This window comes from Pantoea sp. XAF26B01_ASV70 (assembly GCF_054512635.1).
Window position 1 is genome coordinate 63,252 of sequence record NZ_CM137251.1, and the last position, 21,422, is coordinate 84,673.

14 protein-coding genes, 1 tRNA gene and 3 rRNA genes are annotated in these 21,422 nt (G+C 55.8%); 12 read left to right on the plus strand and 6 right to left on the minus strand.

Annotated features, from left to right (window positions below):
• Positions 1 to 42 precede the first annotated feature (42 nt).
• Both viaA and ravA read right to left on the minus strand, forming a co-directional pair.
• Positions 43 to 1,503: an ATPase RavA stimulator ViaA gene (viaA, locus tag ACX8ZY_RS00295; RefSeq protein WP_010672185.1), complete on the minus strand. Its 1,461-nt coding sequence runs from the start codon at positions 1,501 to 1,503 to the stop codon at positions 43 to 45.
• Positions 1,500 to 2,996, minus strand: coding sequence for an ATPase RavA (gene ravA, locus ACX8ZY_RS00300; RefSeq protein ID WP_010258850.1), 1,497 nt, complete (start codon positions 2,994 to 2,996; stop codon positions 1,500 to 1,502). Before ravA ends, viaA begins: the two co-directional genes overlap by 4 nt.
• 291 nt (positions 2,997 to 3,287) lie before the next feature.
• Between ravA and kup the strand changes: the two genes are divergently transcribed.
• Positions 3,288 to 5,156, plus strand: a complete 1,869-nt coding sequence (kup, locus tag ACX8ZY_RS00305) for a low affinity potassium transporter Kup (RefSeq protein WP_010258849.1) — start codon at positions 3,288 to 3,290, stop codon at positions 5,154 to 5,156.
• 15 nt (positions 5,157 to 5,171) lie between these two features.
• Here the strand turns inward: kup and qseC are convergent, their stop codons facing one another.
• Positions 5,172 to 6,527 (minus strand): quorum sensing histidine kinase QseC, encoded by a 1,356-nt coding sequence (qseC, locus tag ACX8ZY_RS00310; RefSeq protein WP_421665165.1) that lies wholly within the window; start codon positions 6,525 to 6,527, stop codon positions 5,172 to 5,174.
• Complete coding sequence (gene qseB / locus ACX8ZY_RS00315; protein ID WP_010258847.1) at positions 6,515 to 7,186, minus strand: quorum sensing response regulator transcription factor QseB; 672 nt, start codon at positions 7,184 to 7,186, stop codon at positions 6,515 to 6,517. The genes qseC and qseB overlap by 13 nt, the downstream gene beginning before the upstream one ends.
• A gap of 162 nt (positions 7,187 to 7,348) precedes the next feature.
• Here qseB and ACX8ZY_RS00320 point away from each other — a divergent pair, with 162 nt between their 5' ends.
• The 7 genes from ACX8ZY_RS00320 (at position 7,349) to rbsR (ending at position 13,732) form a co-directional block, all read left to right on the plus strand.
• Positions 7,349 to 7,756 carry a YgiW/YdeI family stress tolerance OB fold protein gene (locus tag ACX8ZY_RS00320; RefSeq protein WP_010258845.1) on the plus strand — a complete coding sequence of 136 codons (408 nt, stop codon included), beginning with the start codon at positions 7,349 to 7,351 and terminating at the stop codon, positions 7,754 to 7,756.
• A gap of 182 nt (positions 7,757 to 7,938) precedes the next feature.
• Positions 7,939 to 8,358: a D-ribose pyranase gene (gene rbsD / locus ACX8ZY_RS00325; RefSeq protein ID WP_003849483.1), complete on the plus strand. Its 420-nt coding sequence runs from the start codon at positions 7,939 to 7,941 to the stop codon at positions 8,356 to 8,358.
• A 7-nt stretch (positions 8,359 to 8,365) separates the two neighbouring features.
• A complete protein-coding gene (gene rbsA, locus ACX8ZY_RS00330) occupies positions 8,366 to 9,874 on the plus strand; it encodes a ribose ABC transporter ATP-binding protein RbsA (RefSeq protein WP_033768394.1) in 1,509 nt (502 codons plus the stop codon).
• Positions 9,871 to 10,842, plus strand: coding sequence for a ribose ABC transporter permease (rbsC, locus tag ACX8ZY_RS00335; protein WP_010258841.1), 972 nt, complete (start codon positions 9,871 to 9,873; stop codon positions 10,840 to 10,842). Before rbsA ends, rbsC begins: the two co-directional genes overlap by 4 nt.
• A gap of 25 nt (positions 10,843 to 10,867) precedes the next feature.
• Positions 10,868 to 11,743, plus strand: a complete 876-nt coding sequence (gene rbsB / locus ACX8ZY_RS00340; protein ID WP_052270980.1) for a ribose ABC transporter substrate-binding protein RbsB — start codon at positions 10,868 to 10,870, stop codon at positions 11,741 to 11,743.
• Between the two features lie 62 nt (positions 11,744 to 11,805).
• Positions 11,806 to 12,735 (plus strand): ribokinase, encoded by a 930-nt coding sequence (rbsK, locus tag ACX8ZY_RS00345; protein WP_010258835.1) that lies wholly within the window; start codon positions 11,806 to 11,808, stop codon positions 12,733 to 12,735.
• Positions 12,736 to 12,748: 13 nt separating this feature from the next.
• Positions 12,749 to 13,732, plus strand: a complete 984-nt coding sequence (gene rbsR, locus ACX8ZY_RS00350; protein WP_033759297.1) for a ribose operon transcriptional repressor RbsR — start codon at positions 12,749 to 12,751, stop codon at positions 13,730 to 13,732.
• Here rbsR and mdtD read toward each other — a convergent pair.
• Positions 13,729 to 15,129 (minus strand): multidrug transporter subunit MdtD, encoded by a 1,401-nt coding sequence (gene mdtD, locus ACX8ZY_RS00355; protein WP_010258829.1) that lies wholly within the window; start codon positions 15,127 to 15,129, stop codon positions 13,729 to 13,731. The two genes, rbsR and mdtD, sit on opposite strands and share 4 nt — an antisense overlap.
• Before the next feature lie 532 nt (positions 15,130 to 15,661).
• Here mdtD and ACX8ZY_RS00360 point away from each other — a divergent pair.
• The 4 genes from ACX8ZY_RS00360 to rrf all read left to right on the plus strand — a co-directional run bounded on the left by ACX8ZY_RS00360 (position 15,662) and on the right by rrf (position 20,830).
• Positions 15,662 to 17,201 (plus strand): 16S ribosomal RNA (locus tag ACX8ZY_RS00360).
• Between the two features lie 88 nt (positions 17,202 to 17,289).
• A tRNA-Glu gene (locus tag ACX8ZY_RS00365) sits at positions 17,290 to 17,364 on the plus strand.
• Between the two features lie 230 nt (positions 17,365 to 17,594).
• Positions 17,595 to 20,503: ribosomal RNA gene (locus tag ACX8ZY_RS00370) — 23S ribosomal RNA — on the plus strand.
• Positions 20,504 to 20,714: 211 nt separating this feature from the next.
• A 5S ribosomal RNA gene (gene rrf, locus ACX8ZY_RS00375) occupies positions 20,715 to 20,830 on the plus strand.
• The 16S, 23S and 5S rRNA genes sit together here with 1 tRNA gene alongside, the layout of an rRNA operon.
• 85 nt (positions 20,831 to 20,915) lie before the next feature.
• On the opposite strand, the gene mobB is transcribed toward rrf, so the two are convergent.
• Positions 20,916 to 21,422 carry a molybdopterin-guanine dinucleotide biosynthesis protein MobB gene (gene mobB / locus ACX8ZY_RS00380; RefSeq protein ID WP_287062450.1) on the minus strand — a complete coding sequence of 169 codons (507 nt, stop codon included), beginning with the start codon at positions 21,420 to 21,422 and terminating at the stop codon, positions 20,916 to 20,918.

The following is a 21,422-nucleotide window of genomic DNA, read 5'->3' on the forward strand; positions in this document are numbered from 1 at the left end:
ACGGTAATTTACTATAGCAAATATGCATTTCTGCCCGATGACTTAACGCCGCCAGTGACGCAGCAGACGGCTTTTCATGCCGGTATCGAAACGCCAGATATGGTCGAAGATGCGCAGAATGCCTGGTTTCCCGTGGGCCGACATAGCCACGGCGTGAAAACGTTGCTGATTATTTCGCTGACGCGTTTTAATAGTCCCGATCACCTCTTCCGGCAGACGCTGGGCAATAAAATCGGAGACGATCACCGCATCGGCTTCCTGCCACAGGACGCCTTCCATTCGGGTCACAACGGAAGAGAGGCAGGCTGCCAGATCGGTGCCGCCGCGAAAGCGCTGACTGAGAAAGCGAATCGCCTGTTCCAGCCCGTCATCACCGGTCAGTTCATAGCCGATCACCTCATGCGCAAACAGCATGATGTAGCAGCGACGGCGATCGGCCAGCGCGACTTTCAGCAGCGCCAGACAAAACGCTTTGGCGCAGCGCTCATTGAAGCCACCCATCGAACCCGAGGTATCGACGCAGACGATGAAAGGCCCGCGTGGCTGCTCTTCATGCTGCTGGTGGCTGGCCGGACGCATCGTGACCTTTTCATGCCAGGCATCGCCCTGCAGCTTGTAGGTCAGCAGCCGTTTCTCTACCAGCCGCCGGTAAAACTCCAGCTCCAGTTCACTGATACTCAGCGCAGCTAACTCCGGCGGCAGCAGACGCAGCACGTCATCGCTCTGGTGAATGCCGCTGACCTCCTCCGGCACGGCCGCAGGTTCCTGCACCATATGGTGAAAGGCCTCCATAGGGGCATCCTGCGACGGCACCGATTTTGCCTCGCGGCTGCGACCCAGCTGCTGGGCCAGTTTCAGCAGCTCCGGCTGCTGCGCCAGAAAGTCGCCATATTGCAGCATCAGCTGATAGTCGCCAGGCTGCAGTGACGCTTTGCTCATGTCCCACAGCCGGCCAGCGGCGGCTTCGTCATCGTCGCCGAGAATCGGTGCCAGCTGACCGCTCAGCGCCATACGCTGCTGCAGTTCCGCCAGCAGGCGTTCGCGCTGCTGCTCCAGCAACGTCTGATTCAGCGTCAGGGTCTGTAAGGTCAGGCTCAGCCGCCAGCGCTGTAGAAAAAGCTGGTGCTGCGCGCTGCTGAGATGGCTGATATCGGTGTGCTGCAGCAGCCGGTTGGCTTCATCCAGAAAAGGGGAAGGCAGGCTTTCAAGCGCCTGAAGTGTGGCATTCAGCTGGTGGCTGAATTCACGATCGCTGAGGAGTTGTACCCGCTGGAACAGCTGAAACTCTTCGGCCAGCGTGGCCGGAACCGGCGTGGCTTTGAGCTCAGCGTTGATCTCCGCTCGCCAGCGTGGCACATCGCGCAACAGCGCTTTTTTCAGCCCGGGAAACTTTTCAAAAAACAGCGCCAGCTGTGGAGACGCCAGCAGGGCAATAATCAGCTCTTCAATCAGTTCGGTTTCACCCACGGAGAGCAGTGTGCTGAGCGTCTCCAGTGGGATCATTTACGCGCCTGTTTCAACTGTTCCGCCACATCCTGCAGGCTGGTTTCAACCCGCGCCAGCCAGTCATCACTGATAAACAGGCAGCGCTGATGCTGGCTGAACAGATGACGCTGCGACCGCAGTTCACTCTCCAGTGCATCCAGCGCTTCGGTGATCTCACCGGGCAGCGGCTCGCTGTTGCTGACGCCAGGCAGTGTCAGACGCGACGATTGCAGGCTGACATCACGGATAGCCAGGCAGTGCTGCGCATCCACCTGTAAATCCAGACTCTGCGCAAAGCCAATTCCATTGAGCTTGCCGCGAACCTCGCCCCCTTTCTGCAGCCACTGATTCAGTGCATCACGCGCGATAACCAGATGTGTCACCTGCATGTCATGCAGCATCAGCGGCTTTTGCAGCATCAGCGTCAGTTGCTCATCAGTGAAGCTTTCCGGCAGATCGTAATGGGGTTTGCGACTGAACATCCCACTGTGTTTTTCCAGGGTGATCGCCTGTGCGATGCTCTGTTGCTGCTGCAGAGCCATGCGACGCGCTTTTATCTGATGCAGTTTCAGCAGCATCGGCTGCTGCTGCCAGGCGTGCTGTGTCATCAGCTGATCGATTTCGCGCTCCAGCAGCTGCATGGACGCGACGTCGTGCCAGAGGCAATCTTTCAGCAGGATCAGGTCTATCGGCGCAATGGCGCTGCGGCCACTGTAAAAGGCGCTGGCCTGCAGCAGATGAATAGCTTTTTTCCAGCGACGATCGGAAATATAGGGCGCAGCGGGCTGGCTTTCCAGTTGCTGGCGCAGCTGATAAATCAGCTCGAACACCGCATCCGGGAGGCTGACCTGACTGATGCCGAGCTGCCACTGCGCATACTCCTCATCACTGATGCGCAGGGATTCCGCGACCGGATTGGTGTGCTCATCCTGCTGATGGGTCAGCATGCTGCGAAAGTTCTGCTTCTCATGCACATTATCCAGCCACAGGCGGATTAGCATCCGGTCATAGAGCGCTTCAAGGCCGCTGTCCGCTTCCGGCATTTCATTAGAGGCGGTGACCAGCAGACGCATCGGAATGGCCTCTTCGCTGTCGCCATTGCGGAAGCGGCGTTCGTTGATAGCGGTCAGCAGGGTATTCAGAATCGCCGGGCCGGCTTTCCAGATCTCATCCAGAAAAACAATCTCCGCGTCGGGCAGATAACCTTTAGTAAGGCGCTGATAGCGCCCTTCATCCTTCAGTGCCTGAATAGATAGCGGGCCAAACACCTCTTCCGGTGTGGAGAAACGGGTCATCAGATATTCAAAGGCGCGGGCGTGCTGAAAGGCATATTTCAGGCGGCGGGCAATCAGGCTCTTGGCGATGCCGGGCGGTCCCAGCAGGAATACGCTTTCACCGCTCAGCGCTGCCAGCAGGCAAAGGCGGATGGCATGATGTCGCTCATACAATCCTTTTTCTAACGCATTGCTAAGGCGAGAAATTCTTTCTGCCAAAAGATGGGGTTGAGCCATAATCACTTCAATGTCCTTACGATCGTCGGGCCGCCGCGCTTCAGCAAGCGCCTTACTCTATAGATCATCATGCGTGAAAGCGTTGATAGCTGTCAGCTTTTTTGTTTCATAAGGTTTGCCTGCTTTGAAAGCGGCGCTGATTAACGCTTTAATGCCTGAAACCACCCCGTTACCCTGGCAGACAGGCGAAGCGGGTATAGGAATTTTCGGCAAACCGTGCATACTGTGCGCTTTTTGATGGCCTGAGCGAGGGGTTGTTGCGCCTCTTAGACTCCAACAAAAGATAACTCTATGAGCTCGGATAATAAGCAGTCACTTCGCGGATTAACGCTGGCCGCTATTGGTGTTGTTTACGGGGATATCGGCACCAGTCCGCTGTATACCTTGCGTGAATGTCTCTCCGGACAGTTCGGCTTCGGCGTTGAGCGGGAAGCGGTGTTTGGCTTTTTGTCGCTGATTTTCTGGCTGCTGGTGCTGGTGGTATCACTGAAGTACATCAGTTATGTGATGCGCGCCGACAATGCCGGTGAAGGCGGTATTCTGACACTGATGTCGCTGGCGGGCCGCCATACGGGTGCACGCGCCACGGCAGTGCTGGTGATCATGGGCCTGATTGGCGGCAGCTTCTTCTATGGGGAAGTGGTGATCACGCCGGCCATTTCGGTGATGTCAGCCATTGAAGGTCTGGAGATTGCCGCGCCGTCGCTGGATCCCTTTATTGTGCCGATGTCGATTGCGGTGCTGACGCTGCTGTTTGCGATTCAGAAACATGGCACCGGCATGGTGGGCAAACTCTTCGCGCCGGTGATGCTGGTGTGGTTCCTGGTGCTGGCGATCCTGGGGGTCAGCGGCATCATGAAAAACCCGGAAGTGCTGCATGCGCTGAATCCCGCCTATGCGGTCGAGTTCTTCCTGCACTATAAATCTGTCTCATTCTTCGCGCTTGGCGCGGTGGTGCTGGCGATTACCGGGGTTGAAGCGCTGTATGCCGATATGGGTCACTTCGGTAAAGTGCCGATCCGACTGGCCTGGTTCTCGGTGGTGTTGCCGTCGCTGGTCCTGAACTACTTTGGTCAGGGCGCGCTGTTACTCAGCGATCCCAAAGCGATTAAAAACCCCTTCTTCCTGCTGGCGCCGGACTGGGCGCTGATCCCGATGCTGATTCTGGCGACGCTGGCCACGGTGATTGCCTCACAGGCGGTGATCTCCGGCGTCTTCTCGCTGACGCGTCAGGCGGTGCGACTGGGCTATCTGCCGGGGATGCGTATCATCCACACCTCTGAGCGCGAATCGGGCCAGATCTATATTCCGGTGATTAACTGGGTACTCTACTTCGCCGTGCTGATTGTGATTATCAGCTTTGAGCATTCAAGTAATCTGGCTGCGGCCTACGGTATCGCCGTCACCGGCACCATGGTGCTGACCGCGATGCTCTCCTGTACCGTGGCGGTTAAAAACTGGCACTGGAATAAGCTGGCGGTTGCCGTCATCCTGGTACTGATGCTCTGTATCGATGTGCCGCTGTTTACCGCCAACCTGGTGAAAATCTTCTCCGGTGGCTGGCTGCCGCTCTGTCTCGGCCTGGTGATGTTTATCATTATGACGACGTGGAAAAGCGAACGTTTCCGCCTGCTGCGCCGCATGCACGAGCATGGCAACTCCCTGGAGGCGATGATCGCGTCACTGGAGAAATCGCCGCCGGTTCGCGTGCCGGGCACCGCGGTCTATATGTCGCGTGCGCTGAATGTGATTCCGTTTGCCATGCTGCATAACCTTAAACACAACAAAGTGTTGCATGAGCGGGTGGTGCTGCTGACGTTGCGGACGGAAGATGCACCTTACGTGCATAACGTGCGTCGCGTGACGATTGAGCAGCTGTCGCCCACCTTCTGGCGGGTGGTGGCCAGCTACGGCTGGCGTGAAACGCCAAACGTCGAGGAGATTTTCCACCGCTGCGGGCTGGAAGGGCTCAACTGCCGCATGATGGAGACATCGTTCTTCATGTCGCATGAGTCGCTGATTATCGGCAAACGGCCGTGGTATCTGCGCCTGCGTGGCAAACTCTTCCTGGCGCTGCAGCGCAATGCGCTCCGTGCGCCAGACCAGTTTGAGATCCCGCCAAATCGGGTGATTGAGCTGGGCACCCAGGTCGAGATTTAATCTGCAGTGCCCGCCTTACGGGGCGGGCGCTGACCAGCGCAGCGTAACGCATAATCCGCCACCCGATCGCTGGCTGAAGCTGACCTGCATCCCGTGCAACTGGGCGATATTGCGGACTATCGATAATCCCAGCCCGCTTCCGCTTTTCTCCTGACCTGGCGGTCGCCAGAAACGTTCACCAAGCCGTTGCAGATCGGCTGCACTCAGACCTTCGCCGTTATCCTCTACCGACAGGCTATTCGCCTGAAGCCGCACATCAACTTCGCTGCCCGCTGGCGTATAGCGAATGGCATTATCCAGCAGATTACGCACCAGCAGTGACAGTAACAGCGGATGCCCCTGAATCTGCGGATCGGCGTCAGCACGCAGCCGCAGCGTGACACCCGTTTTATCCGCCAGCGGCAGCTGTGCAGCCAGCGTCTCCTGGACCGTGCGTTTCAGCGCCACCGTTTCGAAGGCGCTGCGTGCATCATCAGCTTCAACCCGTGAGAGCGTCAGCAGCTGATCCACCAGCCGGGTTGCGCGGATAATGCCGGCATCCAGTTGCTGCAGCGCATGGGTTCGCATCACTTCATCATCTGCAGTCAGCTGGATCACCTCGCTTTGCACCTGCAGCGCGGCCAGCGGACTGCGCAGCTCATGTGCGGCATCAGAGGTAAAGCGCCGTTCACGCTGCATCATTGCGCTGATGCGGCTGAACAGACCATTGAGCGCGACCATCAGCGGTTGCACCTCTTTCGGCACGCGGTCTGCCTGCAGCGGCGTATCATCATCGGGCGCGCGCTGCGCCAGCTGCTGTGCCAGCGTCTTCAGGGGGCGCAGTTCAGACCAGACCAGACCGATCAGCAGCAGCAACATAAAGGGCAGCGCGATCAGCCAGGGCAGCATGCTGGCTTTCATCAGATCCCGCGTCATGTCGTCACGGTATTCGGACTCCTGACCCACCACCACCCGGAACTGCTGGTCGGGCGTGGTCAGCCAGACAAACCGCCAGCGATCGTCATCATTGGTGAGCTGGCCCTCATGAAATCCCTGATACTCCGCCTCAAACGGCAGGTAGCGGCCATTGTCACCATCATTCATCACCTGCCGGCCGTCGCGCGTGAAGACGGCAAAGGCCAGGGCGTCGTCATCCTGATCGCCGCGATGGTGGCGTAGTATCTCTTTGGTTTTAGGCAGAGTGGCGTTGTCCAGCGAGGAGAAATCCAGCGTCAGCAGACGCTTGGCCAGCAGCATCTGCTGGGTATCGAAGAGCTCATCAAGGGTTTCACGTGTCTGATGCCAGGCACTCAGGCTGGCGCTGGCCCAGCAGATCCCGAGCAGCAGCACAAAACCGATACCCAGCCGCAGAAACAGGCTCATTGATCGCATTCAGCCGCTCCCAGGGTATAACCGACGCCGTGCAGCGTGCGGATAAACTGGCTGCCCAGTTTTTTACGCAGATGATGAATGTGAACCTCTACCGCATTGCTGGAGACATCGGCGTCCCAGTTGTAGAGCTTCTCTTCCAGCTGGCTGCGTGTCAGCACCCGGCCCGGGTTTCGCATAAACAGTTCCAGCAGCGCCAGTTCACGGCTTTTCAGCGCAATCGCCTCACCTTCGCGCATCACACTATGGCTGCCGGGGATCAGCACCACATTACCGTGCCGGAGTTCGGGCTGCAGCTGGCCATGACGGCGGCGGATCAGCGCCTGTAAGCGAGCAGCCACTTCAGTTAAGGCAAAGGGTTTACACAGATAGTCGTCGGCTCCCAGTTGCAGACCTTCGACCCGCTGATCGAGCGCATCGCGTGCGGTCAGTATCAGTACCGGTACATCTTTCCCCTGCTGTCGCCACTGCCGCAGAATATCGAGCCCATCCCGCTCGGGCAGTGAGAGATCCAGGATCACCGCATCCCAGGGCGCGGCCTCCAGCGCGTTAAAGCCCGCCTCACCAGAGGTAAACCAGTCAACGCTGAAGCCCAGTTTACTCAGCCCCGCCTTGATACCGTCGCCAATTAAACGATCATCTTCAATCAGTAAAATACGCATCACGTCTCCCTGTTCCGATAGCGCTTTATACGAAGCAACTTCCTGCTTGTACAGCTGATTTCGGCGAAAATAGCTTATTTTTGCCTCTTAAGAAGCTGTTAAGAACTTTATGGTCAACTAAGCTCAACAAGACGAACCACATCATGGAAAAGAGGTGACAAAATGAAAAAGCACGCTGCAATTCTGGCCGTCGTAATGCTGGCTTCCGCCCCGGTTTTCGCTGCACAGCAGGGTGGATTTGTTGATCCCAGTGCGCCAGCCGCACAGACGCAGGCAGCAGCCGGTCAGGGTGGTTTCAGTGCCGATCACACCAGTGTGGTGACCGTAAAGCAGGCTGAAGAGATGAAGGATGACAGCTGGGTCACCGTGCGCGGTAAGCTGGAGAAACAGATCGGCAACGAAGATTATCTGTTCCGCGACCAGACCGGCACCATGAAAGTCGAAATCGACCACAAGCACTGGAACGGCCAGACTATCTCACCTAAAGACAACGTCGAGCTGACGGGTGAACTGGATAAAGATTTCAACAGCATTGAGATGGACGTTAAGCAGGTTAAGAAACTGCCTTAATCCTCTCCTCCGGGGCCGCGTTCGCGGCCCTTTTTTCAGCCCGTCCCCCGACTTAATACAAATTTCTCCCCGCGTGAGCGAAACGTTTCGATAGCGATCACAGATTTCTTCTTTGCAGGTTGAGTTGATGGCGGCTTTTCATACACTCCTGACAGCGAAACGTTTCGCTGTGGAGTGAAAAGATGAAAAAAGGTCGCTTGTTAAACGCTGAACTCTCTCATGTGATTGCCCGCCTGGGACACACGGATACGCTGACGATTGCCGATGCAGGCTTGCCGATTCCGGCCGGACCGCAGCGCATCGATTTAGCGCTCACGCCGGGTACGCCCGATTTTATGCAGGTGGTTAATGCTGTCGCACTGGAGATGCAGGTAGAGAGCGCCCTGATCGCGGAAGAGATTAAGCAGCATAATCCGCAACTTCATAGCGCGCTTGTCGCCGTGCTCGAAGCCTTGCAACAGCACCAGGGGAATATCATCACCATCAGCTACACCAGTCATGAACAATTCAAACAACAAACGCAGCGTAGTCAGGCGGTCATTCGCAGCGGAGAGTGCTCTCCGTTTGCGAATGTCATCCTCAGCGCCGGTGTGACCTTCTGAGGCCGCTATGCAACTTTTACTGCAACTCGACGGCATTGAAAAATCCTTTCCAGGTGTGAAAGCCCTCAAGGGGGCGTCGCTGAATGTCCGGGCAGGACGCGTGATGGCGCTGGTGGGCGAGAACGGCGCAGGCAAGTCCACCATGATGAAAGTTCTGACCGGCATCTATCAATATGATGCCGGTACGCTGCGCTGGCTGGGCAAAGAGACCCGTTTCAGCGGGCCGAAAGCGTCTCAGGAAGCGGGTATTGGCATCATTCATCAGGAACTGAACCTGATCCCTCAATTAACCGTGGCGGAGAATATTTTTCTCGGCCGCGAATATGTCAGCCGTTTTGGCCGTATCCAGTGGCCGCGTATGTATGCCGAAGCTGATGCGCTGCTTAAACGGCTTAATCTGCGCTTCAGCAGCCACAAGCTGGTGGGGGATTTGTCGATTGGCGATCAGCAGATGGTCGAAATCGCCAAAGTCCTGAGCTTTGAGTCGCAGGTGATCATCATGGATGAGCCGACCGATGCGCTGACTGATACCGAAACGCTGTCGCTGTTCCGGGTGATCAACGAACTGAAAGCGCAGGGCTGCGGCATCGTCTATATCTCGCATCGCATGAAAGAGATCTTTGAGATCTGCGATGACGTCACGGTGTTCCGCGACGGTCAGTTTATTGCTGAACGCCCGGTCAGCGAGCTGACTGAAGAGAGCCTGATCGAGATGATGGTCGGCCGTAAGCTGGAAGATCAATATCCCCATATTGATCAGGCACCAGGCGACGTGCGGCTGAAAGTGGAAAACGTCAGCGGACCGGGCGTGGATAACGTCAGTTTCAGCCTGCGCAAAGGTGAAATCCTCGGCGTGTCTGGCTTGATGGGCGCGGGCCGTACCGAACTGATGAAGGTGCTTTACGGCGCCCTGCCGCGTCGCGAAGGCACACTGTGGCTCAATGGTCGGGAAGTGGTGACGCGCTCACCGCAGGATGGGCTGGCTAACGGCATCGTCTATATCTCCGAAGATCGTAAGCGCGATGGCCTGGTGCTGGGCATGTCAGTAAAAGAGAACATGTCGCTGACAGCGTTAGGCTATTTCAGTCACGGCAGCGGCACGCTGAAACATGCGGCAGAGCAGCTGGCCGTGGGCGACTTTATCCGGCTGTTTAACGTTAAAACGCCTTCAATGGAGCAGCCCATTGGTCTGCTTTCGGGCGGCAACCAGCAGAAAGTGGCGATTGCCCGCGGGCTGATGACCCGGCCTAACGTACTGATTCTGGATGAACCGACACGCGGTGTGGATGTCGGCGCGAAGAAAGAGATCTATCAACTGATTAACCAGTTTAAAGCCGAAGGGCTGAGCATCATTCTGGTCTCCTCGGAAATGCCGGAAGTGCTGGGCATGAGCGATCGGATTCTGGTGATGCATGAAGGCCGTATCAGCGGCGAATTTACCCGAGAAGAAGCCACTCAGGAGAGCCTGATGGCAGCCGCCGTAGGCAAGCAACACAGCGAGGATTTAGTGGTATGACGACCCAAACTTTACCTGCCAGCCGTCGCTGGTTTAGCAAAAGCTGGCTTCTGGAACAGAAGTCGCTGATTGCGCTGATGGTGCTGATCGCCGTGGTGGCCAGCCAGAGCCCGAACTTCTTTACCGTGGCGAACCTGTTCAACATTCTGCAGCAGACCTCGGTTAACGCCATTATGGCGGTCGGGATGACGCTGGTGATCCTGACTTCTGGTATCGACCTCTCTGTAGGATCGCTGCTGGCCCTGACTGGCGCGGTGGGTGCATCGCTGGTGGGTATGGAGGTCAATGCCCTGGTCGCGGTGGCGGCGTCGCTGGCGCTGGGAGCGGCAATCGGTGCCCTGACCGGCACCATTGTGGCGCGCGGCAAAGTGCAGGCGTTTATCGCCACGCTGGTCATGATGCTGCTGCTGCGTGGTGTCACCATGGTCTACACCGATGGCAGTCCGGTAAACACGGGTTTTAATGCCAATGCCGATCTGCTGGGCTGGTTTGGTATTGGTCGTCCGCTGGGTATCCCTGCGCCGGTCTGGCTGATGGCGCTGGTCTTTATTGCTGCCTGGTACATGCTGCAGCACACCCGTCTGGGTCGCTATATCTATGCGCTTGGCGGTAATGAAGCGGCAACGCGTCTCTCCGGCATCAATGTGAATCGCGTCAAAATCATCGTCTATTCACTGAGTGGCATGCTGGCAGCGCTGGCAGGCACCATTGAAGTGGCGCGCCTTTCTTCGGCACAGCCGACAGCGGGTACCGGCTATGAGCTGGATGCGATTGCTGCGGTCGTGCTGGGCGGAACCAGCCTGGCAGGCGGTAAGGGCCGTATTTTCGGCACCCTGATTGGCGCGCTGATCCTCGGCTTCCTGAACAACGGCCTGAACCTGATGGGCGTCTCTTCGTACTACCAGATGATCGTTAAGGCGGTAGTAATCCTGCTGGCGGTGCTGGTAGATAATAAAAGCAGTAAATAACTCTGACCTTACACAGGATGACATGATGAAAAAGTTAACCGCACTGGCCGTGATCCTTGGCGCAACGCTCAGTACCAGCGCTATGGCTAAAGATACTATCGCGCTGGTGGTTTCAACCCTGAATAACCCGTTCTTTGTTTCGCTGAAAGAGGGCGCGCAGAAAGAAGCGGACAAACTGGGCTACAACCTGGTGGTGCTGGATTCACAGAACAACCCGGCGAAAGAGCTGGCTAACGTGCAGGATCTGACGGTTCGCGGCACCAAACTGCTGCTGATCAACCCAACCGACTCTGATGCTGTGGGCAATGCGGTGAAGATGGCTAACCAGGCGAACATCCCGGTTATCACGCTGGATCGCGTTGCGGCACAGGGCACCGTTGTCAGCCACGTCGCCTCCGATAACCGTTTCGGCGGTAAAATGGCCGGCGACTTCATCGCCAAAAAAGTCGGCGAAAGCGCCAAAATTATTGAACTGCAGGGCATTGCCGGGACTTCTGCCGCCCGTGAGCGTGGCGAAGGCTTCAAACAGGCCGCTGATGCGCATAAATTCCAGATCCTCGCCAGCCAGCCAGCCGATTTTGACCGTACCAAAGGTCTGAACGTCATGCAGAACCTGCTTCAGGCACACCCGGACGTTCAGGCCGTATTCGCTCAGAACGACGAAATGGCGCTGGGTGCACTGCGTGCGCTGCAGACCGCTGGTAAAACTGGTGTGATCGTCGTTGGTTTTGACGGTACTGCTGATGGCGTTAAAGCGGTAGAAGGTGGCAAACTGTCCGCGACCGTGGCACAGATGCCAGACAAAATTGGCATGATCGGCGTAGATACCGCTGATAAAGTGCTGAAGGGTGAAAAAGTGAAGGCGATCAACCCGGTCGACCTGAAGCTGGTCACTCAATAACTCAAAGAAAAGCAGGGCACTGCGCCACCCTCCTGGTGGCGCACTTATTCCGGACTCCCCTAATGAGCAAAAACGCAAAACTGGCCGTTCTTGGCAGCATTAACGCTGACCACATCCTTAATCTGGCGCACTTTCCTCGTCCCGGTGAAACGGTGATCGGGCAGAATTATCAGATTGCGTTTGGCGGTAAGGGTGCGAATCAGGCTGTCGCCGCCGGTCGTGCTGGTGCCGATATCGCATTTATCGCCTGTGTGGGCGCTGACGACATTGGTGAACGTGTTCGTCAGCAACTGGCCCAGGACAATATTGATACCACGCCGGTCGAAGTGGTCGAGGGTGAGTCAACCGGCGTGGCGATGATTTTCGTCAATGGTGACGGTGAGAACAACATCGGCATCTACTCCGGTGCAAACGCGGCGTTAACACCCGCCTGCGTGACGCGCCATCAGCAGGTTATCGCCGACGCCGATGCACTATTAATGCAGCTGGAATCACCGCTGGAAAGTGTGCTGGCCGCCGCGACGCTTGCCCGACAGCATCAGACGCAGGTTATTCTCAATCCTGCACCCGCCACTCAGCTCTCAGATGAACTGCTGGCGTTGATCGACATTATTACCCCGAATGAAACCGAAGCCGAGAGTCTGACCGGCATTGCGGTCAGCAACGATGAAGATGCCGCCCGCGCTGCGGCAGTACTGCATGCGAAAGGTATCGGCACGGTTCTGATTACTCTGGGTCGCCGCGGTGTCTGGCTGAGCGAGCAGGGAGAAGGTCAGCGTATTGCTGGCTTCAGTGTTAAAGCTATCGACACCATCGCGGCGGGCGACACCTTTAATGGCGCCTTTATCACCGCGCGACTGGAGCAGAAAACGATGTATGACGCGGTGCGGTTTGCCCATGCCGCCGCTGCTATCGCCGTTACCCGCTCGGGTGCGCAGCCCTCCGTGCCGTGGCGCGCGGAGATCGATGAATTTTTGCAGCAGCAGGGCTAAGCATTTGAGCACCATGAAAGATGTCGCTCGCCTGGCGGGCGTCTCTACCTCCACTGTCTCGCACGTTATCAATAACAATCGCTTTGTTAGTGAAGGCGTGCGCGAAAAAGTTGAGCAGGCCATCCGCCATCTGAATTACGCCCCCTCTGCGCTGGCGCGCAGTCTGAAAATCAATCAGACGCACACGATCGGTATGCTGCTGACCACCAGTAGTAACCCATTTTATGCCGAAGTGGTGCGGGGTGTGGAGGAGAGCTGCTATCAGCGTGGCTACAGCCTGATTCTCTGTAACACGGCAGGTGATGAAGAGCGGATGAACCGCAGCCTGGAAACGCTGATGCAGAAGCGCGTCGACGGTTTATTGATTATGTGTACGGAAAGTCACCTGCCCTCGGCCGACATTCTGAACCGTTATCCCTCTATACCTGCCGTCATGATGGACTGGGCGCCGTTTGAAGGCCGTGGTGACATTATTCAGGATAACGCGCTGCTGGGCGGGGAGCTGGCGACTCAGCATCTTATCGACAGTGGTTATACCCGCATCGCCTGTATCGCCGGTCCACAGGATAAAACCCCGGCTCGTATGCGCCTGGAAGGTTATCGCAACGCCATGACAAAGAGTGGCCTGGCGATTCTGCCCGGCTATGTGGTGAATGGTGACTTTGAATTCCAGGGAGGCTACAACGGGATGGTCGAACTGCTGGCGCTGGAAACGCCGCCGGAAGCGGTTTTCACCAGCAACGATGCCATGGCGGTGGGCGTTTATCACGCACTCTATCAGGCCGGCATGCAGGTTCCGCAGCAGATGGCGGTAATGGGATATGACGATATCGAACTGGCGCGCTATCTCACTCCGCCACTGAGTACCATTCATCAACCGAAAGATGCGCTGGGTGAACTGGCGATAGACACCCTGCTCCATCGTCTCAGCAATCCCGACGCCAGTCAGCAAACGCTGGTGCTGACGCCGGAACTGGTGGTGCGTGGATCGGTTTAGCGCTTTTTCTTTTTGTCGCGATTACTGATCAGATTACGGCCATCGCCGTTTTTCAGCAGCATAAAGGTCAGCGCCGACAGTACTGTTACCACGCCCATGGTCATAAACGTGGCGTGGAACTGTGAAATGGTGCTGGTTTCAAACTCCTGGTAGAAGCGCAGCACCGCGGCGCTGACGGCCACACCAAAACTGATCGCTAGCTGCTGAGTCACGGCCAGCACGCTGTTACCGCCGCTGGCGTTATCATCATTCAGATCGGCCAGGGTGATGGTATTCATGGCGGTAAACTGCGTAGACATGGCCATGCCGAGAATAAACAGCGGAAGTAAGAGCACAATGATGCTTTCAGCGGGCGACTGCAGAGAGAAGCTGGCGATCAGAATGCCAATAATGGCGGTAATGCCAACCAGCAGGCGGCGGTAACCCAGCCAGCGCAGCAGTTGCGTCACCGTCGACTTCGCCAGTATTGAACCAATGGCGATGGGTGCCATCATGCAGCCCGCGATAATCGCTGAATAGCCAAAGCCGACCTGCAACATGAGCGGCATCAAAAAGGGCACACAGCCGGTGCCAAGACGTGACGCGATGTTGCCACCGATGCCCACTGAGAACGTCCGGGTTTTAAACATCGGCAGATTGATCAGTGGCGAAGGGTGATTTCGGGCATGCACTATATAAAGAAGCAAAAGCACAATCCCGCTGAGTAATATCCCGCCCGCCAGCCAGGCGGAAACAATCCGCTCGCCAAACAGCTCAATCCCAATCGAGATCATCACCAGTCCGGCCCCAAACAGTAAGAAGCCGAAAAAGTCGAAGCGGCGCTTCGGCGTGGTGAAGTCCGGCATATATTTGCGTGCGTAGATAATGCCGAGAATGCCAATCGGGATATTAATCAGGAAAATCCAGTGCCAGGTCGCGTAGGTCACCAGCACGCCGCCCAGCATTGGCCCCAGTATCGGGCCAACTAATCCCGGCATGGTGACAAAGTTGAGCACCGGCAACAGCTCACTGCGCGGATAGGCGCGTAACAGCGCCAGTCGCGCGACCGGCATCATCATTGCGCCACCGACGCCCTGTATGATGCGCGAGATGACCAGTACCTGGAGTGTGGGAGAAAGTGCACAAGCCAGCGAGCCCAGGGTGAACAGCGAAACGGCAACGATAAATACCTTGCGCGTGCCGTAGCGATCGGCGAGCCAGCCGCTGACCGGAATCAACATAGCGACAGTCAGGGTGTAACTGATGACGGCGGATTGCATGGCCAGAGGAGAACGGTCGAGGCTGGTGGCGATAGCGGGCAGGGCAGTATTCAGTATGGTGGCGTCGAGTGACTGCATGAAAAAGGCCATGGCAGCTATCCATGGCAAACCAGCCATGCTGCGCGCGGATTTTATCATTGAGTATCCTTCCTGGGGTTATCCTGCGAGAAGAAGCAAAATAATAGCACCCGCATTAAGCAACGGCAGGTCTCTTTACAACGTTTAATGGCGATTTTTGTGCGTTATTCCGTCATGAAACGTCTCTTTTTAAGCCGTTCGTTTAAAAAAGATGCGCTCAGCAAATTAATTCAAAGAAACGCTTGTCAGCCCGCGGAAACTCCCTATAATGCGCCTCCATCGACACGGAACACCGGCAACGGAAAACGGGTCAGGAGGCACAGGAGACTGCGCCGCCGGAGAAAAACTTCTGAGAAAGAGGTTGACTCTGCAGGAGGAAAGCGTAATATACGCCACCTCGCGACAGGACGCTAACGCACTGTTCGCACTGCTCTTTAACAATTTATCAGACAATCTGTGTGGGCACTCGCAGGATTGATATCAGCGTCTCCGGACGTAAAAAATATCAAGCCTCACGAGTGAACACATAATGAAATTCATTATGACGTTTTACAGATGAGCACCGCTTAACTTGTTTAAGCAAATCAAACTTAAATTGAAGAGTTTGATCATGGCTCAGATTGAACGCTGGCGGCAGGCCTAACACATGCAAGTCGGACGGTAGCACAGAGAGCTTGCTCTCGGGTGACGAGTGGCGGACGGGTGAGTAATGTCTGGGGATCTGCCCGATAGAGGGGGATAACCACTGGAAACGGTGGCTAATACCGCATAACGTCGCAAGACCAAAGAGGGGGACCTTCGGGCCTCTCACTATCGGATGAACCCAGATGGGATTAGCTAGTAGGCGGGGTAATGGCCCACCTAGGCGACGATCCCTAGCTGGTCTGAGAGGATGACCAGCCACACTGGAACTGAGACACGGTCCAGACTCCTACGGGAGGCAGCAGTGGGGAATATTGCACAATGGGCGCAAGCCTGATGCAGCCATGCCGCGTGTATGAAGAAGGCCTTCGGGTTGTAAAGTACTTTCAGCGGGGAGGAAGGCGATGCGGTTAATAACCGCGTCGATTGACGTTACCCGCAGAAGAAGCACCGGCTAACTCCGTGCCAGCAGCCGCGGTAATACGGAGGGTGCAAGCGTTAATCGGAATTACTGGGCGTAAAGCGCACGCAGGCGGTCTGTTAAGTCAGATGTGAAATCCCCGGGCTTAACCTGGGAACTGCATTTGAAACTGGCAGGCTTGAGTCTTGTAGAGGGGGGTAGAATTCCAGGTGTAGCGGTGAAATGCGTAGAGATCTGGAGGAATACCGGTGGCGAAGGCGGCCCCCTGGACAAAGACTGACGCTCAGGTGCGAAAGCGTGGGGAGCAAACAGGATTAGATACCCTGGTAGTCCACGCCGTAAACGATGTCGACTTGGAGGTTGTTCCCTTGAGGAGTGGCTTCCGGAGCTAACGCGTTAAGTCGACCGCCTGGGGAGTACGGCCGCAAGGTTAAAACTCAAATGAATTGACGGGGGCCCGCACAAGCGGTGGAGCATGTGGTTTAATTCGATGCAACGCGAAGAACCTTACCTACTCTTGACATCCACGGAATTTGGCAGAGATGCCTTAGTGCCTTCGGGAACCGTGAGACAGGTGCTGCATGGCTGTCGTCAGCTCGTGTTGTGAAATGTTGGGTTAAGTCCCGCAACGAGCGCAACCCTTATCCTTTGTTGCCAGCGATTCGGTCGGGAACTCAAAGGAGACTGCCGGTGATAAACCGGAGGAAGGTGGGGATGACGTCAAGTCATCATGGCCCTTACGAGTAGGGCTACACACGTGCTACAATGGCGCATACAAAGAGAAGCAACCTCGCGAGAGCAAGCGGACCTCACAAAGTGCGTCGTAGTCCGGATCGGAGTCTGCAACTCGACTCCGTGAAGTCGGAATCGCTAGTAATCGTGGATCAGAATGCCACGGTGAATACGTTCCCGGGCCTTGTACACACCGCCCGTCACACCATGGGAGTGGGTTGCAAAAGAAGTAGGTAGCTTAACCTTCGGGAGGGCGCTTACCACTTTGTGATTCATGACTGGGGTGAAGTCGTAACAAGGTAACCGTAGGGGAACCTGCGGTTGGATCACCTCCTTACCTGAAGATACCTTCCCGCGCAGTGTCCACACAGATTGTCTGATAAAAAGTAATGAGCAGGACGGCTGCGAAGTCGTGACACTTTTGTGTCCCCTTCGTCTAGCGGTTAGGACTCCGCCCTTTCACGGCGGCAACAGGGGTTCGAATCCCCTAGGGGACGCCACCTGCTTGGTGACAGGTGAAAGGTGTCTCCATACAGTATCTCAAAACCGATTTGGTTGCGTAAGCAGCCGGGCCGCGTTTGAGATATTTGCTCTTTAACAATCCGGAACAAGCTGAAAATTGAAACGACGCAGCGCGTCATTCCTCCGTAATAAGGGATGACAATGCGATGCGTTCGAGTCTCTCAAATGCTTGCAATTCGCAGCGTTGTAAAACGCCTGTGGGTTGTGAGGTTAAGCGACTAAGCGTACACGGTGGATGCCCAGGCAGTCAGAGGCGATGAAGGACGTGCTAATCTGCGTAAAGCGACGGTAAGGTGATATGAACCGCTACAGCCGTCGATGTCCGAATGGGGAAACCCGGTGCACTCTGTGCATCATTGCAGCATGAATACATAGTGCTGCAAGGCGAACCGGGGGAACTGAAACATCTAAGTACCCCGAGGAAAAGAAATCAACCGAGATTCCCCCAGTAGCGGCGAGCGAACGGGGAGCAGCCCAGAGCCTGAATCAGCTTGTGTGTTAGTGGAAGCGTCTGGAAAGTCGCAGGGTACAGGGTGATACTCCCGTACACAAAAACACACATGCTGTGAGCTCGATGAGTAAGGCGGGACACGTGGTATCCTGTCTGAATATGGGGGGACCATCCTCCAAGGCTAAATACTCCTGACTGACCGATAGTGAACCAGTACCGTGAGGGAAAGGCGAAAAGAACCCCGGCGAGGGGAGTGAAACAGAACCTGAAACCGTGTACGTACAAGCAGTGGGAGCCTTGATTTATCAGGGTGACTGCGTACCTTTTGTATAATGGGTCAGCGACTTATATTCTGTAGCAAGGTTAACCGTATAGGGGAGCCGCAGGGAAACCGAGTCTTAACTGGGCGTTAAGTTGCAGGGTATAGACCCGAAACCCGGTGATCTAGCCATGGGCAGGTTGAAGGTTGGGTAACACTAACTGGAGGACCGAACCGACTAATGTTGAAAAATTAGCGGATGACCTGTGGCTGGGGGTGAAAGGCCAATCAAACCGGGAGATAGCTGGTTCTCCCCGAAAGCTATTTAGGTAGCGCCTCGTGAACTCATCTTCGGGGGTAGAGCACTGTTTCGGCTAGGGGGCCATCCCGGCTTACCAACCCGATGCAAACTGCGAATACCGAAGAATGTTATCACGGGAGACACACGGCGGGTGCTAACGTCCGTCGTGAAGAGGGAAACAACCCAGACCGCCAGCTAAGGTCCCAAAGTCATGGTTAAGTGGGAAACGATGTGGGAAGGCACAGACAGCCAGGATGTTGGCTTAGAAGCAGCCATCATTTAAAGAAAGCGTAATAGCTCACTGGTCGAGTCGGCCTGCGCGGAAGATGTAACGGGGCTAAACCATGCACCGAAGCTGCGGCAGCGACACTATGTGTTGTTGGGTAGGGGAGCGTTCTGTAAGCCGTCGAAGGTGTGCTGTGAGGCATGCTGGAGGTATCAGAAGTGCGAATGCTGACATAAGTAACGATAAAGCGGGTGAAAAGCCCGCTCGCCGGAAGACCAAGGGTTCCTGTTCAACGTTAATCGGAGCAGGGTGAGTCGACCCCTAAGGCGAGGCCGAAAGGCGTAGTCGATGGGAAACAGGTTAATATTCCTGTACTCGGTGTTACTGCGAAGGGGGGACGGAGAAGGCTATATCAGCCGGGCGACGGTTGTCCCGGTTTAAGCGTGTAGGCGGAGGGTCCAGGTAAATCCGGTCCCTTATTAACGCTGAGGCGTGACGACGAGGCACTACGGTGCTGAAGTGATAAATGCCCAGCTTCCAGGAAAAGCCTCTAAGCATCAGGTAACACAGAATCGTACCCCAAACCGACACAGGTGGTCAGGTAGAGAATACCAAGGCGCTTGAGAGAACTCGGGTGAAGGAACTAGGCAAAATGGTGCCGTAACTTCGGGAGAAGGCACGCTGGCGCGTAGGTGGAGGGACTTGCTCCCCGAGCCGAAGCCAGTCGAAGATACCAGCTGGCTGCAACTGTTTATTAAAAACACAGCACTGTGCAAACACGAAAGTGGACGTATACGGTGTGACGCCTGCCCGGTGCCGGAAGGTTAATTGATGGGGTTATCCGCAAGGAGAAGCTCTTGATCGAAGCCCCGGTAAACGGCGGCCGTAACTATAACGGTCCTAAGGTAGCGAAATTCCTTGTCGGGTAAGTTCCGACCTGCACGAATGGCGTAATGATGGCCAGGCTGTCTCCACCCGAGACTCAGTGAAATTGAACTCGCTGTGAAGATGCAGTGTACCCGCGGCAAGACGGAAAGACCCCGTGAACCTTTACTACAGCTTGACACTGAACATTGAGCCTTGATGTGTAGGATAGGTGGGAGGCTTTGAAGCGCGGACGCCAGTCTGCGTGGAGCCAACCTTGAAATACCACCCTTTAATGTTTGATGTTCTAACGTAGGCCCGTGATCCGGGCTGCGGACAGTGTCTGGTGGGTAGTTTGACTGGGGCGGTCTCCTCCTAAAGAGTAACGGAGGAGCACGAAGGTCAGCTAATCACGGTCGGACATCGTGAGGTTAGTGCAATGGCATAAGCTGGCTTGACTGCGAGAGTGACGGCTCGAGCAGGTGCGAAAGCAGGTCATAGTGATCCGGTGGTTCTGAATGGAAGGGCCATCGCTCAACGGATAAAAGGTACTCCGGGGATAACAGGCTGATACCGCCCAAGAGTTCATATCGACGGCGGTGTTTGGCACCTCGATGTCGGCTCATCACATCCTGGGGCTGAAGTAGGTCCCAAGGGTACGGCTGTTCGCCGTTTAAAGTGGTACGCGAGCTGGGTTTAGAACGTCGTGAGACAGTTCGGTCCCTATCTGCCGTGGGCGCTGGAGAATTGAGGGGGGTTGCTCCTAGTACGAGAGGACCGGAGTGAACGCACCACTGGTGTTCGGGTTGTCATGCCAATGGCATTGCCCGGTAGCTAAGTGCGGAAAAGATAAGTGCTGAAAGCATCTAAGCACGAAACTTGCCCCGAGATGAGTTCTCCCTGACTCCTTGAGAGTCCTGAAGGGACGTTGAAGACTACGACGTTGATAGGCCGGGTGTGTAAGCGCAGCGATGCGTTGAGCTAACCGGTACTAATGACCCGTGAGGCTTAACCTTACAACGCCAGAGGCGTTTTTGAGAGACAGGTTTTCAGCTTGTTAACCGGATACAGTTGTGTCCTGCGGACTGAAGTCCGAAGGATTTTGCGCTGAGGCAAGGCGGCAACCGAGCGATACGAAGGAGCATACTGAAGTATGTGACGGAGTAGCGCGAGGGCGGCCAACGCAGCATCAGCACAAAAGACACAGGACAGAGCACAAAGAATTTGCCTGGCGGCTTTAGCGCGGTGGTCCCACCTGACCCCATGCCGAACTCAGAAGTGAAACGCCGTAGCGCCGATGGTAGTGTGGGGTCTCCCCATGCGAGAGTAGGGAACTGCCAGGCATTAAATAAGTGAAGAAGCCCCGCACGGAAGTGCGGGGCTTTTTTACGTCTGCAGATCGGGAAAAACTGCATCACAACATCCATTTCAGCCTTTCTCAAGCCAGTCAGCAATAAAGTCTGCAACGCTGTCCGGACGATTTATATCCAGAACTGGCACGTTCAGAGTTAATTTCTGGTCGCTGGCGACAGCGATCACCTGCTCATCAAGCAGTTCCTCGATCCCACCCTTGATCCCGGCACGCCATAAAACAATTTTAGGTACGGGTTCATCTTTGAAGCCTTCGACCAGCACGACCTCAAGTGTAGCGTGATCCATGCGGCTGAGCAGATAAGGCAGATTAATCGACTGCTTTTCCGGCGTCTCACACATCAGTGCCCATCGCTCTGAACTGGCCACTATTACCTGACTGGCACCCGCTTTTCTGAGCAGATAGCTATCTTTGCCAGGCGTATCCACATCCATCTGATGATGGGTATGTTTAATCAATCCTGCGCGGATACCTTTATCGCCGAGAATCGGTATCACCTGCTGCAATAGCGTCGTTTTCCCGGTTCCACTCCAGCCCACAATGGCAAGTATAGGTAATGACAT

Bases quoted from the DNA above. Each gene is read 5' to 3' on its own strand.
- rbsR (WP_033759297.1), top strand. From the start codon at position 12,749: ATGAAAGATGTCGCTCGCCTGGCGGGCGTCTCTACCTCCACTGTCTCG.
- rbsK (WP_010258835.1), top strand. From the start codon at position 11,806: ATGAGCAAAAACGCAAAACTGGCCGTTCTTGGCAGCATTAACGCTGAC.
- rbsC (WP_010258841.1), top strand. From the start codon at position 9,871: ATGACGACCCAAACTTTACCTGCCAGCCGTCGCTGGTTTAGCAAAAGC.
- kup (WP_010258849.1), top strand. From the start codon at position 3,288: ATGAGCTCGGATAATAAGCAGTCACTTCGCGGATTAACGCTGGCCGCT.
- rbsB (WP_052270980.1), top strand. From the start codon at position 10,868: ATGAAAAAGTTAACCGCACTGGCCGTGATCCTTGGCGCAACGCTCAGT.
- mobB (WP_287062450.1), bottom strand. From the start codon at position 21,422: ATGTCATTACCTATACTTGCCATTGTGGGCTGGAGTGGAACCGGGAAA.
- qseB (WP_010258847.1), bottom strand. From the start codon at position 7,186: ATGCGTATTTTACTGATTGAAGATGATCGTTTAATTGGCGACGGTATC.
- ravA (WP_010258850.1), bottom strand. From the start codon at position 2,996: ATGGCTCAACCCCATCTTTTGGCAGAAAGAATTTCTCGCCTTAGCAAT.
- ACX8ZY_RS00320 (WP_010258845.1), top strand. From the start codon at position 7,349: ATGAAAAAGCACGCTGCAATTCTGGCCGTCGTAATGCTGGCTTCCGCC.
- mdtD (WP_010258829.1), bottom strand. From the start codon at position 15,129: ATGATAAAATCCGCGCGCAGCATGGCTGGTTTGCCATGGATAGCTGCC.
- qseC (WP_421665165.1), bottom strand. From the start codon at position 6,527: ATGCGATCAATGAGCCTGTTTCTGCGGCTGGGTATCGGTTTTGTGCTG.
- viaA (WP_010672185.1), bottom strand. From the start codon at position 1,503: ATGATCCCACTGGAGACGCTCAGCACACTGCTCTCCGTGGGTGAAACC.
- rbsA (WP_033768394.1), top strand. From the start codon at position 8,366: ATGCAACTTTTACTGCAACTCGACGGCATTGAAAAATCCTTTCCAGGT.
- rbsD (WP_003849483.1), top strand. From the start codon at position 7,939: ATGAAAAAAGGTCGCTTGTTAAACGCTGAACTCTCTCATGTGATTGCC.